Origin of the sequence: Planotetraspora kaengkrachanensis (genome assembly GCF_016862895.1) — a bacterium.
Classification (GTDB): Bacteria; Actinomycetota; Actinomycetes; order Streptosporangiales; family Streptosporangiaceae; genus Planotetraspora; species Planotetraspora kaengkrachanensis.
The window spans coordinates 24,133-37,348 of record NZ_BONV01000031.1 but is presented as its reverse complement, the minus strand read 5'-3'; the positions used below and the strand labels follow the sequence as shown (position 1 = coordinate 37,348).

Here is a 13,216-nt window from a genome sequence, read left to right as displayed (position 1 = left end):
GAGGAATCCGGCCAGTGTGCCCGTCAGTGGCCGCGTACCCACACTCGCCAGAAGCGCTCCTCAACGCCTACTACTCCGCGTAGGGCTGGTCCGTTCCCTGGGCGCTGTAGCCGAGACTCCAGATGTAACCGTCCGGGTCCGCGAAGGAGCCGCCGTACCCTCCCCACGGCAGGGCGCCGGCGGGCTTGAGGATCGTGGCGCCGGCCTTCTCGGCCTCTGCGATGATCTCGTCGACCCGCGCTTCACTACGGACGACGTAGGTGAGGGCCATCCCGCTGAAGCCGCTGCCTTCCGGGCTCGTGCCCACCTGGCCGGCCAGGCCTTCGCGGCCGTAGAAGCCGACGAGTGAGCCCCCGTCCGATTCGAAGAACACCGAGACGCCGTAGTCGTCCTTGACCTTCCAGCCGAGCCCTTCTGTGTAGAACTGCTTGGCCCGGTCCAGGTCCCGGACGCCGAGGAGGATCGAACTCACATGCGCTTTCATGCTGTGTCTCCTTGTACTGCTTGAGGTGTACGTGCTGCCTGAACCGGCTGGCGTGACGTCTGGGCCGGGCCCGGACGGTCACATTCGCGTGGGTTTGCCGGTCAATAGGTATGACCGGCAAAACGGAGGAATGTGACAAATGACCGAGCAGGACTGGCTAAGCGAGCGGTTCGCCGAGCACCAGGACCGTTTGCATGCGGTGGCTTACCGGATGCTCGGCTCACCCGGCGAAGCCGAGGACGCGGTGCAGGAGGCGTGGCTGCGGGTCAGCCGCACTGACACCGGCCAGGTGGAGAACCCGGCCGGATGGTTGACCACGATCGTCGCCCGGGTCTGCCTCAACATGCTCGAGGCACGCAGGAACCGGCGTGAGGAGTCGGCCGGGGCGCTGCCGCCCGAGCCGGCCGCGCCGCATGCGAGCATCCACCCGACCGGCCAGGCCGATCCCGAGGATGAGGCGCTGCTGGCCGATTCGGTCGGTGTCGCGCTGATGGTGGTGCTGGACACGCTGACTCCCGTCGAGCGGCTCGCGTTCGTCTTGCACGACGTCTTCGCTGTGCCGTTCGGCGAGATCGGCGCCGTCATCGACCGCTCCCCGGTGGCGGCCCGGCAACTGGCCAGCCGCGCCCGGCGGCGGGTGCAGGGAGCGGCCGGCGCATCCGACGCGGGGCGGTCGGCGAAGCGGGAGATCGTGGCGGCCTTTCTGGCCGCCGCCCGGGGCGGGGATTTCGCCGCACTGCTCGAACTGCTCGATCCGGACGTCGTGGTCGGCGAGGTCCGCGGCGGCCATGCGGTGGCGGGCTTCTTCGCCGGGCGGGCTCAGGCCGCGCGGCTGGCTCTGGTCGAAGGTGTTCCGGCGGCCGTCTGGTCGCACCGCGGCCGGCCGAAGGCCGTCTTCATGTTCGCCATCAGCGACGGGAAGATCACCCGCATCACCATCGACACCGACCCGGACCGGCTTCGCGACCTCGACATCGTCTTTCTTTCCGCCCGTGACGAGGAACTGCGTTGACCGGCATTGATCTCAAGCTCTCGTCTTGCACTCTCGCTGTACACGACGTTGACGAGGCGCTCGGCTTTTACCGTGACGTGCTCGGCTTCGAGGTACGTGAAGACGTCGAATTCGAGGGGATGCGGTGGGTGAGCGTCGGCCCGCCGTCGCAGCCGGACGTGCAGATCCTCCTCGACTTCCTCGCCGCGGACCCGAGTGTCTCGTCGGCTGACCGGCGGGCGATCGAGGACCTGATGACCAAGGGCCTGCTGGGGCGTCTTGTCTTCGTGACCGACAACTGCGACGCCGCCTTCGAGCACATCGAGGCCGCGGGCGCTGAAGTGATGCAAGAACCGATCAACCAGCCCGACGGCGTCCGCGACTGTGCCTTCCTCGATCCCTCCGGCAATATGGTGCGATTCACCCAGCGCGGCCGGTAGTCCCGGCACACGCGTCGCGGAACAGCCGGGACACCCCACCCGCTCGGCCGTCAGTCACATTCCTCCGTTTCGCCGGTCATACCAATTGGCCGGCCGAACCACGCCGATGTGACCGCCTGACCCACCCGGGACGTCACACCTGCCGATTCAGGCAGCACATACACCGAAATCATCAGGAGAGAACCGTGTCACTGCAGATGAGCACCATCATGCTCGGCGTCGAGGACCTGGCCCGCGCCAAGAAGTTCTACGCCGAAGGCCTGGGCTGCATGCTCGACAAGGACACCCGCCATTTCATCTCGTTCAGCCTGGGGGAGGGATCCCCGCGGCTGGCTCTCTACGAATGGGAGGCGGCGGCACAGGACGCCGGCGTCCCCGCGGAGGGATCCGGCTTCCGCGGCGCCTCATTCCACGTCAACCCCGACTCACGGGAGGCGGTGGATGAGATCATGCGCAAGGCGGTGGCTGCCGGCGGCAGCGTGGTCAAGGAGGCGGCTCCCGCCCGGTGGGGCGGGTACTTCGGCTACTTCAGCGACCCGGATGGCTATCTGTGGAAAGTCACCACCTACGCCTCCTGATCCAGGATTCCTCGCGCAGGGTCCCTGGACACGCCACACCCGGCCAGGCCAGGGACAGGCTCTGATCTACCAGCACACCGCCGCGGAGCGCGATCGAGGCCGTCGCCGACGCGTTGGGCAAGGTCGCCCAGGAGGCGCTGGACAAGCCGAAGTTCGACAAGGTGGACTACCGCGCGCCACCTCAGGCGGATCGTCGCGCGAGGTTCTCCAGCACAGCAACCGCCTCAGCGACATGTTCGTACGGCACGAACAGATGGTCGTGATAGAAACCGGCGACCACATTGCAGCTCAGCCCGATATCGGCGAGTTCCCGCGCCACGGCGGCAGTCAGACCGACCGCCTCAAGCGCCGAGTGAACCCGCAGCGTGATCCAGCCCGCCACGTACTCATACGCCAACCCCGCCGCGTCAGCCTCCTGCTGCGGCACGACCAGCGTGACGCCCTCATCTTCGCTAACCATGACGACGGGGGTGACACCGGGCGGGACGTCGCCCTCGACGGTAGTGAACACGTAACAGCCCGGATTCAGCTGAGGATGCATATTGGTCAGCAGTTTGCGCAGATCACTCTCACCAGCCACGATCAAGAGCCTACGCGTCGCATGCGACCTGCACTTTCGGGGGAGACGATGTCGGGCCGCGATTGTCGATTGGCTCGGGGAGCGGCTTGGCCTTTGACGCGGCCGGACCTGCTAAAGGCCCTCGGGGAGGAACTCCAGAATGTTCGTGAAATGGAGTTCCGGGGGCAGGTTCCGCAGTACTTCATCTCCACCGGCCTGTTCCTCCTCAGCGTGGTCAGAGTGATCTGGTCACGGCGATCGCAAACTGAGGCGACGCAGCACGGTCCAGCCGTTTAATCGCACGGTCGAGCACCGGCACTTTCCGATCACATCATGATCGAACTGCGCTCTATGTCGGCGACTAGGTGGCAGTATCTGCGAAATGCCGTTATCTGCCGGACGGAGTTCCGCCGCGATCACCATGAATGCGTGCCGTGTGCTGGTGGGCCTTCTCGTAGTCATCGGCGCGACGAGTTGCGGAATGGCCAGGAAGGATGTCGCGGCGGGCGCGATTCCGACTCCGCGTACTGTCGCCGACCTGACTCTTCCGCTGGACGCCTACGATCTGTCCCCGGCCGAGCGCAAGATCGTCGAAAAGGCCCGCTTCATGATGCTCGCCGACTGCACCCGGACGTTCGGCGTGGAATTGAAGGCTCTTCCGCCGTCCCCCGAGTGGCCCGAGCGGCACAGGAACGCCGACTACCTCCACTGGATGGGTGACCAGCAGGTGGAGAAGTACGGCTACACAGGTCCGCCCGCCCAACTCACCCAGAGCTTCACCACATATTCCGTGACCGATGAGCAGTTCATCGTCCTTGAGGGCAAGAGGCGCAAGTTCCACGGCAAGGCCGTACCTGCCGGCGGATGCTCGGGCATGACGGAGGCGCTTCTTGACCAGGGATCCCTGGACCTCCTTGGCGGCAAGCCGGGCAGGGTGCGCGAGGAAGAGGACCTTCTCAGGATGGCCGACGAGGCGTCGGATGGCGCGTACAAGGACGTTCGCATCCGTGAGGCCATGCGGGTGTGGAGCGAATGCATGCAGGATGCGGGCTTCGACTACCCGGATCCAGTGGCCGCGTTCGGAGATCCGAGATGGTCCTACGACGCGGCGACTGATCAGTTCGGCGAGTTACGAGGGAGCCCGGCGGAGATCGCGACAGCCAGTGCGGACGAGACGTGCAGGATGGAGACGAACTACTCCGGTGCGCGGCAGGCGGCATACCGCGACAGCCAGCAGAGGATCATCGCGAAGAATCAGGCTCGGCTGGACCGCATAAAGATCATCAATCAGGCGCAGATCAAGAACGCGCGTAAGTTCCTGGCGGGCGAACTCGCGGTGACCTGGCAGTAGGAAGCCGGCGCGCCCGTTCACCCCGCCCGACTGCCCAAGGTTCGTTCTGTCGGTGCACTGACTTACGGTGTGCCGTCTGACGGTACTTGTGACGATCGGAGTGGACGACATGAAACTGACGACGCCTCCGGCCCCGTTCGATGTGGCAGAACTTTTCCCTGCACTGGCCGGCTGGGACAGGACCGCCGTCCGGCTGCACCCGCGCCCCGGGACGCCGTCCCCGACGGATAGTTCCATGGGCGGACCGCTGCTCTGGCCCGCCGGCGAACCTTGGCAATTCTGTGAGTCCTCCGACCATGAGGACCTCTCGGACTCGCAGCCGATCGCGATGGTGCCGATCCTCCAGATCTACGCCCGGGATGTGCCTGAACTACCGTTTCCGCCGGGTGCGGACGTGTGCCAGGTGTTGTGGTGCCCCTTCGTTCACGAATCCGACTACCGGCCCGTGGTCGGCGTGCTCTGGCGTGACTCGAATGTCGTCGCGAACATCCTCGGCGAGATTCCACAGCCAGTGGCCAGCGAGGAGGGGTACCTTCCGCGGCCGTGTGTGCTCTCTCCTGAGCGGGTCGAGGAATATCCAGCCTGGGAGACGGCGGCGGAACTGGCCAAGGAGATCGGTGAGTGGGAGTCATCTCTGGATGATTCGGAAGAATGGAGTTACCAGTACCACCTGTCGGTCGCTCCGGGAACGAAGGTCGGTGGGTGGGTCGACTGGGTTCAGTCCCCTGAGGCCGTCAGATGCGACCACAGTCACGAGATGGAGCATCTGCTGACGATCGCCAGTTGGGAATACGATCCAGGATCCGCGACCAGATGGGTCCCGCTCGAAGAACGGCACCTCCTCGGCTCGGATTTCGACCCCGAGCGGATGGGTCCCGCCGACATCATGATCGGTGACGCCGGGTCGGCATATCTGTTCATCTGCCGGGAGTGCCCAGATCGGCCTGTCGTGGGTGTCAGCCAGTGGTCGTAGGACCGGTGGCAGGCGCCGGTGCGCCGTAACGGGTGAGCGGAATCGAGCCCCTGCCGTCAGCTTGGGGATTGCAGCGAACATGCCTCGCGGAGGCTGCCACCTGCGGCTGGGGCCGGTCGTGAGTGACCCGAGCACGAGTACGGCTGTGGCACTGGTTGGGGTGGGATCGCGATGTAATCATGCCTCTATGGATCATCGGCCTGGATCACGTGTTGCCCGCCGTGGATTCGTATGGCTGCTGATCGGCATCGTGATGGTGAGTGTGCTGGTCGTGGCGGTCGGCGTGCTGCCCGCCTACTTCGCCCCGCGCAGTGCGTTCGGCAACGCCGCGGACGCCGTTCGTGCCCAGCATGACGCACGGGGCCTCATGGTGCAGGGGCTTGGTGGACTGGCGCTGCTGCTCGGTGTGTACATCACCTGGCGTCAGTTCCAGGTCAGCCGCGAGCAGCTCCAGCTCAACCTCCGGGCGACGACCGAACAACTTCAGGCGGCCCAGGACCAGTTGATGATCGCCCAGCAGGGCCAGATCACCGAACGGTTCACCCGGGCCACCGATCAGCTCGGTAGTGATCAGCTCGTTGTCCGCTTGGGCGGCATCTACGCACTGGAACGTATTGCCAGGGATTCGCCGACCGATGCCGGGACCATCGCGAATATTCTCTGCTCCTACATCCGCCAGCATGCCCCAGCGCCCCATACCGATGGCGCATCGGATACGCCTGTTGACGGGATCGATGTACCGCACCTGATCACCAGGGCTGCTGATGTTCAGGCGGCCCTCACCGTGCTGGCTCGACGGGCGATTCGACACGACGGGCAGGAGCCCTTGCGGCTGCTGGGCTTGGACCTGCGCCGAGCCAATCTGTCCAACGCGGACCTCGCCGGCGCTGATCTGGAGGGCACGCACCTGGGCGGAGCATGGCTGCCGGATGCACGGCTGGACAACGCCGACCTCAGTAATGCCAATCTGCGTGAGGCCAACCTTGCCGGAGCCTGCATCGAGGGCGTCGAATTGACGGGGGCGATGTTGCGGGGAGCGCATCTGGAAGGCGCGTCTCTTCGAGGAGCCAAGCTCGATGGCGCGCTCTTCGACGGCGCGATCGCTAACCAGGCGACCACGTGGCCGGTGGGATTTGAGCCGCCACAGGCCGGTGTCATCGTCAACAGTGGTCTTTCCTCAGTGTGGTGGAGACCCGATCTTGGGCCGGACTCCTGACCTGATCCATTGCTATGGGGCACGCGCGGCTCACGGTACATTCCGGCAGGTATCGCAGTCTGCGGAGAAGGACCCGATGAAGACTTCCGCGAAGATCTTCGCAGTGGCGCCCAGGCGAGCCGTGCGCCCTGGGCGTCACCGTGAGGCCTTACCGGGACGCTTCAGGCGCCAAGGAGGAAGCAATGCCGAGCAAGTCCACGCAGGCCACGCTGGCCACCGTCGCGGCCTCGGCGGGCGTGTCCGTTGCCACGGTGTCCAAAGTGCTCAACGGCCGCAGCGACGTCGCCCCGGCCACCCGCGTGCTGGTGCAGCGCCTGTTGGTGGAACATGGCTACGTGCACCGATCGGCACGCCCGGAGCAGACGGCGACGGTCGAGCTGCAGGTGGACGGGCCGCTGTGCGCGTACTCGGCCGAGATCGTCCAGGGCGTGATGCAGGCCGCCGCCGGATCGGGCGCGGCGGTCGTCGTGACCAGCACCGAGCACATGGCCGGCGGTGTCTCCTGGGCTCGCGGCCTAATCGACGCCGGGCGGCGAGCGGTGATCACACTTGCCGCAGAGCCAACGCCGGCTCAACTCAAGGTGCTGCTCCGGGCGCACCTGCCAGTGGTGGTGATCGACCCGATGAACGTGCCGGCCAGCCCTGTGACGAGCGTCGGCTCGACCAACTTCGCCGGCGGCATGTCCGCCACGCAACACCTCCTGGCCCTCGGACACCGCCGCATCGCCTACCTCGGCGGCCCCGCCACCGCCGCCTCCAACCAGGCGCGCATGCACGGCTACCGGGCCGCCATGGAAACCGCGGGCGTGCCCGTGCCCGCTGAATACGTGCGCACCGCGGGTTTCTGCTACCCCCACGGGATCCAGGAGGGGACCACCCTGCTCGACCTGCCGACCCCGCCGACGGCCGTCTTCGCCGCCAGCGACGAGAACGCCCTCGGCATCATCCAGGTCGCCAGGGCGCGGGGGCTGCGCATTGCCGAGGACCTCAGCGTGGTGGGCTTCGACGACACCCAGATCGCCACGATGACCGCGCCGCCACTGACCACCGTCCGGCAGCCATTGCGCGAGATGGGCGCCGTCGCGCTGCACACGGCACTGCGTTTGGCAGCCGGCGAGAAGGTCGAATCCCGCCACATCGAACTCGCCACCGAGCTGGTGGTCCGCGGATCGAGCCTGGCCGTCTGACGTCCTCTCGCTCATGGCTTCCGTGGCTTGCCGTGAGTCACCGCACTGACGGGCACGGGGCGGCTAGCGACAGGCTCCTGGGAGACTTGGCAGAACGGGACCGTAATCACCGCAGGCCGAAGTGTGGCAGGCATGGCGGCAGGCCGTGAATCTCGACCGGGACCGGATCGGTGAAGCTGTCTCGATCAAGGCGCAGGCGTTGCTGAACGGCTCGCTGGCCGCGCACCTGGCACACCGACAGGCCGTCGGGCTGGTAGCCGAGCTTGCCGGAGACGGCCAGCGAAGCCGGGTTGTCGACAAAGGCGCTGGACACCGCTGTCTGCGCACCAAGCCCAGCGAAGGCCAAATGCAGTACAGCGGCACGCATCTCGGTGCCAAGTCCGCGGCCCTGATGAGCGCGGCCCAGCCACGAGCCGGTATGCACCTCACGGGTGATCAGAAAGTCGGAGGCGGATACGTCCTGAATACCGACAACGAGTCCCTTATGAACGACGACGAAGTTGCAGGACCAATGTTCCGGTCGCCACCGCGAGATGACGCCGAGATGAAACCGGACGACGTTGCCTGGTAGCTCGTCTGCGGGGGCGTCGGTCCAGGGGATGCCGAACGGCATCCGGTCCGGGTCGTGGACGCCCTCCAGGGCTCGGTCAGCCAGTTCGTCGAGATCGTCCAGGGTTGGCAGTCGCAGCTCAAGCCGAGGCGTGGTCAATCGCAGGTTGAGCAGGGGCCAATGGCGCATGCCTGCCCATTGTTCCGCTCTTCCCCGATGCGGTCATTCGAATTACCGGCGTCGGGATGGATGGTCGGGCGGTGTGGATCGGGCCCAGGTCGTTCGTCCGCGTCGCCGCTCCAGAACATGGACGGCGCTGGGCCGCGGAGGGGATCTGGCCGAATGCGATTCCCAGCGAGGTCGAGGCCCGTCAGCTGGCGGGATCGTACTGGAACGCGCGGACCTCCTGCGCGCATCGGCACGCGAACGCGATCTTCGCGGCCCACTCCAGTGCCGCCTCGTGGGACGGCAGCTCCAGAACCGAGTAGCCGCCTTCGAGCTGCTGCGTCTGCGGGTATGTGCCCTCGGTCACGGTCCCATCCCCATCCACCATGACAGGCGGAACGCTTTCGTCGATGCCACCGCCGAACACCCAGACGCCGGCGTCCTTCGCCTCCTGCACCACGGCGTGCGACGCATCCGAAACCGCCTGCAGATCCCCGTCGGGAAAGACCATGGCGCCGCTCGGGAACGAGATCAGGTACTTCGTCATCGCGTCGACTCCTTCTTCGCGCTTCAGTGATCGCACCCATCCTCGCCGACGTCGGCGCGCCACGCATGAGCCTGGCCGCTTTTTCGGACACCCGGGTTGAGGCGATGATCGTCTCGGAAGGGTCCGTGAGATGCCTGCTGCCCACCCGCCGGCACAGGGGTGCAGCTCAGCGATGGTCGAGTGACCGTAAGTCCCGTGAGACCCCGCTGGTCGCCGTTCAATCTGGCACGCCTCTGGCACGAAGTCTCGATGTCACCGCCACGCATCGAGGTCGTGCGAACTATGTCCATCTGCGTGGTTCGTGTCGGCCCGGGTTCGGTACTTGACGATTATCGACAAGTACTTGATGCTTGGCGTCAAGTAGAAAGGAGGCAGGCATGGACGAGCACCACGCCCTGGCGGAGGACCTCCGCCGGATCGTCGGCAGCAGGGTGCTGGATGCGCTGGACATCCTGTTCGACCCGGACGAACTGTCCGGCTCAGGCCAACGGCTGCGCGAACTTCTGGAGGTCAAGAGTCGAATCTGGGCGGACGTGCTGCTCGGCGAGGACGACCGGTCAGCTGCTTTCCTGGCGATCCGCCTGGTAAGCGTGCTGTATCCGGGCGATAGTCCGTTCGATCCGCCGGCCGCCTGGTGGGGCACTCCACTGGGCGGGGCCGTCGCCCGGCGCGCGGGGCACCCGGCCGCGACCACGGTATCGGTCTCGGTCGCCGCGGCGATGCTCGGCATCACCCGCCAGGGCGTGCACGACCTGGCGCGGCGGCGCAAGCTCGACCGCGATCCAGACGGCGCGATCACCACGTCCTCGATCCAGGCCCGCCTCTCCCGCAGCCGCGGCGACCAGCCCGTGGCCGACACGAGGAGACGATGAATGACCGGTCCCGCCGACGAGGTCCTACACCTGACGGACAACTTGACCGTGGGGCGGCTCGGGTACGGGGCGATGCAACTGCCCGGCCCCGGCGTGTGGGGGCCTCCGCGCGACCACGCGAGCGCACTGGCCGTCTTGCGCCGGGCGGTGGAGCTGGGCGTCACCCACATTGACACCAGTGACTTCTACGGCCCACACGTGGCCAACGACCTGATCAAAGAGGCTCTGCACCCCTACCCCGACAACCTGGTCATCGCTACCAAGGTGGGCGTGGTCCGCGATGAGTGGCACGGCTTCGAGGCGGCCACGGAGCCGGAGCGGCTGCGTGATCAGGTCGAGGAAAACCTGCTGCGGCTGGGTCGCGACCGGCTGGACCTGGTCTACCTGCGGATGGGCGGAGATGGGCTGCTGTTCCCTAGTGAGGTGCCCTTCGCGGAGTCCTTCGGAGCTCTGGCCGAGCTGCGGCGGCGCGGCCTTATTCGGCACCTCGGGCTAAGCGGCGTAACGGTAGGCCAGCTGGCCGAGGCACGCGCGATCGCGCCCGTGGTCGCGGTGCAGAACCGCTTGCACCTGTTCGACCGCTCCGGCGCCGACATGCTGTCCGCGTGCGAGGAGGACGGCATCGCGTTCACCGCCTACTTCCCGCTCGCCGCTGGAATGCTCCGTCCCGGCCTGGACCTATCGCAGGCCCCGCCTGGCATGGCTCCCTCCACCGAGCAGTTCGCCGCGCTAGACGAGATCGCCCACCGGTATGGCGCTACCCGAATTCAGGTGGCGCTCGCCTGGCTGCTCGGCCATTCCCCGGTGACTCTGGCCATCCCGGGCACCTCCTCACTCGCCCATCTGGAGGAGAACATGGCGGCGGCCGATCTGGTCCTTTCGGACGAAGACCTCGTCGTTGTGAATAAGCTCGCCTGATTTGGCGACGAGACAATCCCGGCTTGACGTGTCCCTTCGCGTGGGCACCTTCCACGGTGATTGGACGCCAACGGTCGCAGCCGGGCTTGCGGCGGAGGAAGCGGTCTGCTGGGCTTGCCTGGGTCGATGATCCGCCCCTCATCGGAACGAAGATCAACTGATCGTCAGCCCAGCGCGGCCGCCTTGCGCAGCAGCACTGAGCGTTCGCGCTGGTTGGCGCACAGCCGGGCCGCCAGCTCCAGTTCGGCGCGCGCCTCCGGTCGCCGACCGAGGCGGGCCAGCAGCTCACCGCGTACGGTCGGAACCAAATGCGAACCGGGGAGCCGGTCCAAGGCGATCAGCTCGTCCACGATGGCCAGGGCTTGCGCCGGACCCGAGGCCATGGCCACGGCGACGGCCCGGTTGAGCTCGACCACCGGCGAGGGCGCGACCCGGCCGAGCGCCTCGTAGAGCACCACGATCCGGTCCCAGTCGGTCGCCTCCACCGACGGCGCCGACGCGTGGGTGGCGGCGATCGCAGCCTGCAGGCCGTAGGGGCCGAGCCCGCGAGCCGATGCCTTGGCCAGCGCGGCCAGCCCACGGTGGACCGCCGAGAAGTCCCACCGCCGCCGGTCCTGGTCCGCCAGCAGGATCGGCGAACCATCCGGGCCGGTCCGGGCCGGGAAGCGCGCGGCTGTCAGCTCGCACAGCGCGAGCAAACCGTGCACCTCCGGCTCGTCCGGCTGCAGCGCGGCCAGTGTACGGGCCAGCCGGATCGCCTCGTACGCGACGCCGGGGCGTAGCAGCCGGTCGCCCGACGTGGCCGTCGATCCCTCGGTGAAGATCACGTAGACGACGCTGAGCACGCCACCCAGCCGTTCCCGGCGCTCACCGGCCGGCGGCAGCTCGAACGGCGCCCCGGCCGCCGCGATCGTCTTCTTCGCCCGGGTGATGCGGGCCTGCACGGTCGGCACGGGTACCAGGAACGCACGGGCGATCTGTTCGGTGGACAGGCCGCCGACCACGCGCAGGGTCAGCGCCACCCGGGCTTCGGGGGAGAGCACCGGGTGGCAGCTGACGAACATCAGCGCCAGGATGTCGTCGTCGATCCGGTCGGGATCGATGTCCTCGTCGACCACCGGGTCGGCCGCCAGCAGGGTGTATCTGTCCTGCAGGGCGGCCCGGCGGCGGATCGCGTCGATCGCCCGCCGCCGGGCCGTGGCCATCAGCCAGCCGGCCGGATTCGCCGGAGAGGCGAGCGGCCAGGACACCAGCGCCTCGGCCACCGCCTCCTGGGCGGCATCCTCGGCCAGCCCGAAATCGCCCGTGAACCGGGTCAGCGCGGCGACGATCCGCGCCGACTCGATCCGCCAGACGGCCTCGACGTCGGCCGTACCCATCAGATCCGGCCGATGCTCTTGCTCCCGGCCCGTTCCTCGACGGAGCCCTCGATGCCCTGCGGCATCTCGTCCTCCCCGGCCACCCGCCGGACCTCGATCTTGGACCCGTTGACCGATGGGACCCGCTTGGCCCACTCGACCGCCTCCTGCTTCGAGGCGACATCAAGCAGGAAGTAGCCCCCGAACAGTTCCTTGGTCTCTCCGTACGGCCCGTCCGTGACCACCGGGGCTTCGCCGCTGAAGTCGACCACGACGCCCTGGCCCGGATCGTCCAACCCTTCCGCCGCGAGGAGAACGCCGGCCTTGACCATCTCCTCGATGAACTGGCGGGTCGTGGCCATCATCTCGTGGATGTCGGCCATCATGGCCGCGTTCGACTCATCGGTGCCCCGCATGATCAGCATGTATTTCGGCATCGCGTTCTCCTCGTCCGGCGGGGCCGCCTCTAGGCCCTCGCACTCGCACCCACACGTCGAACGAGCGGCCCGCGGATCGACAGGGCCCCGGAGAAATCTCTCGCCGCGGCGCAGCCGAATCCGTCCGACGCGCGCCGTCAGACCTGGCCCTGAGCGATGGCTGACGCGGACGCCATGCTGATCAGAAAGCTCATCGTCGCAGTTTTGGAAGGGGGCAGGCAAGGAAGAGTCGCCGGAACGGCCGGGGCTCACCATGAAGCAGGTCTTCGTCCTGGCCGACGCCATCGATCCGCGATACCGGATGCTGATTCTCCTGGCCACCTTCGCAAGCCTGCGGTGGGATGAGCCGGCGGGCGCTGAAGCGCAAGCATGTCGACCCGAGAGTAGGAACCATCCGGGTCGTCGGGACCACGACCGAACTAAAGGAGTCGGGTGCCGGTTTCGATGATGTTGCCGCCGAAGGTGAGTCGGTCGACGATTGCGGCGCAGAGGCGGGGTCGGTGAAGGTGTTGGTCCAGCCGCTGAAGCTCTCGTTGGAGGCGATGGCGACACTGGCCCTGAGACACCGCTGGTCACCGTTCGATCCGCCG

At 67.1% G+C, this 13,216-nt stretch carries 15 protein-coding genes and 1 pseudogene; 9 read left to right on the top strand and 7 right to left on the bottom strand.

The genetic code is table 11. The annotated features are described in order from the left end of the window. Positions 1 to 70: 70 nt before the first annotated feature. Entirely contained in the window at positions 71 to 484 is a 414-nt protein-coding gene (locus tag Pka01_RS27745; protein WP_239115392.1) for a VOC family protein, read from the bottom strand. Positions 485 to 623: 139 nt separating this feature from the next. Here Pka01_RS27745 and Pka01_RS27740 point away from each other — a divergent pair, with 139 nt between their 5' ends. The 3 genes from Pka01_RS27740 (at position 624) to Pka01_RS27730 (ending at position 2,493) form a co-directional block, all read left to right on the top strand. Then, a complete protein-coding gene (locus Pka01_RS27740) occupies positions 624 to 1,496 on the top strand; it encodes a sigma-70 family RNA polymerase sigma factor (RefSeq protein ID WP_203885841.1) in 873 nt (290 codons plus the stop codon). After that, on the top strand, positions 1,493 to 1,915 hold the full coding sequence (locus Pka01_RS27735) for a VOC family protein (protein ID WP_308442285.1): 423 nt from the start codon (positions 1,493 to 1,495) through the stop codon (positions 1,913 to 1,915). The genes Pka01_RS27740 and Pka01_RS27735 overlap by 4 nt, the downstream gene beginning before the upstream one ends. A gap of 185 nt (positions 1,916 to 2,100) precedes the next feature. Beyond that, positions 2,101 to 2,493 (top strand): VOC family protein, encoded by a 393-nt coding sequence (locus Pka01_RS27730; protein ID WP_203885840.1) that lies wholly within the window; start codon positions 2,101 to 2,103, stop codon positions 2,491 to 2,493. Between the two features lie 181 nt (positions 2,494 to 2,674). Here the strand turns inward: Pka01_RS27730 and Pka01_RS27725 are convergent, their stop codons facing one another. Next, a complete protein-coding gene (locus Pka01_RS27725; RefSeq protein ID WP_203885839.1) occupies positions 2,675 to 3,073 on the bottom strand; it encodes an ACT domain-containing protein in 399 nt (132 codons plus the stop codon). Between the two features lie 460 nt (positions 3,074 to 3,533). Between Pka01_RS27725 and Pka01_RS27720 the strand changes: the two genes are divergently transcribed. The 4 genes from Pka01_RS27720 (at position 3,534) to Pka01_RS27705 (ending at position 7,779) form a co-directional block, all read left to right on the top strand. Further along, the gene (locus Pka01_RS27720) at positions 3,534 to 4,403 is read left to right on the top strand and encodes a hypothetical protein (RefSeq protein WP_203885838.1); all 870 of its coding nucleotides are present in this window, start codon (positions 3,534 to 3,536) and stop codon (positions 4,401 to 4,403) included. A gap of 235 nt (positions 4,404 to 4,638) precedes the next feature. Next, complete coding sequence (locus tag Pka01_RS27715; protein WP_203885837.1) at positions 4,639 to 5,376, top strand: YwqG family protein; 738 nt, start codon at positions 4,639 to 4,641, stop codon at positions 5,374 to 5,376. A gap of 187 nt (positions 5,377 to 5,563) precedes the next feature. After that, entirely contained in the window at positions 5,564 to 6,592 is a 1,029-nt protein-coding gene (locus Pka01_RS27710) for a pentapeptide repeat-containing protein (protein ID WP_203885836.1), read from the top strand. Between the two features lie 182 nt (positions 6,593 to 6,774). Continuing rightward, complete coding sequence (locus tag Pka01_RS27705) at positions 6,775 to 7,779, top strand: LacI family DNA-binding transcriptional regulator (RefSeq protein WP_203885835.1); 1,005 nt, start codon at positions 6,775 to 6,777, stop codon at positions 7,777 to 7,779. 106 nt (positions 7,780 to 7,885) lie between these two features. On the opposite strand, the gene Pka01_RS27700 is transcribed toward Pka01_RS27705, so the two are convergent. Both Pka01_RS27700 and Pka01_RS27695 read right to left on the bottom strand, forming a co-directional pair. Continuing rightward, the gene (locus Pka01_RS27700; protein ID WP_203885834.1) at positions 7,886 to 8,518 is read right to left on the bottom strand and encodes a GNAT family N-acetyltransferase; all 633 of its coding nucleotides are present in this window, start codon (positions 8,516 to 8,518) and stop codon (positions 7,886 to 7,888) included. Between the two features lie 181 nt (positions 8,519 to 8,699). Further along, on the bottom strand, positions 8,700 to 9,041 hold the full coding sequence (locus tag Pka01_RS27695) for a YciI family protein (RefSeq protein ID WP_203885833.1): 342 nt from the start codon (positions 9,039 to 9,041) through the stop codon (positions 8,700 to 8,702). Between the two features lie 377 nt (positions 9,042 to 9,418). Here Pka01_RS27695 and Pka01_RS27690 point away from each other — a divergent pair, with 377 nt between their 5' ends. Then, positions 9,419 to 9,913: a hypothetical protein gene (locus Pka01_RS27690; protein ID WP_203885832.1), complete on the top strand. Its 495-nt coding sequence runs from the start codon at positions 9,419 to 9,421 to the stop codon at positions 9,911 to 9,913. Then, entirely contained in the window at positions 9,914 to 10,831 is a 918-nt protein-coding gene (locus tag Pka01_RS27685; protein ID WP_203885831.1) for an oxidoreductase, read from the top strand. Positions 10,832 to 10,995: 164 nt separating this feature from the next. Here Pka01_RS27685 and Pka01_RS27680 read toward each other — a convergent pair whose 3' ends face one another. From Pka01_RS27680 to Pka01_RS41640, 3 genes and pseudogenes are all read right to left on the bottom strand, one after another. Beyond that, positions 10,996 to 12,210 carry an RNA polymerase sigma factor gene (locus tag Pka01_RS27680; protein WP_203885830.1) on the bottom strand — a complete coding sequence of 405 codons (1,215 nt, stop codon included), beginning with the start codon at positions 12,208 to 12,210 and terminating at the stop codon, positions 10,996 to 10,998. Next, positions 12,210 to 12,626: a YciI family protein gene (locus Pka01_RS27675; protein ID WP_203885829.1), complete on the bottom strand. Its 417-nt coding sequence runs from the start codon at positions 12,624 to 12,626 to the stop codon at positions 12,210 to 12,212. The genes Pka01_RS27680 and Pka01_RS27675 overlap by 1 nt, the downstream gene beginning before the upstream one ends. A gap of 419 nt (positions 12,627 to 13,045) precedes the next feature. Then, positions 13,046 to 13,179: pseudogene (locus tag Pka01_RS41640) on the bottom strand (ATP-binding protein); the annotation flags it as partial. Between the last annotated feature and the right edge of the window lie 37 nt (positions 13,180 to 13,216).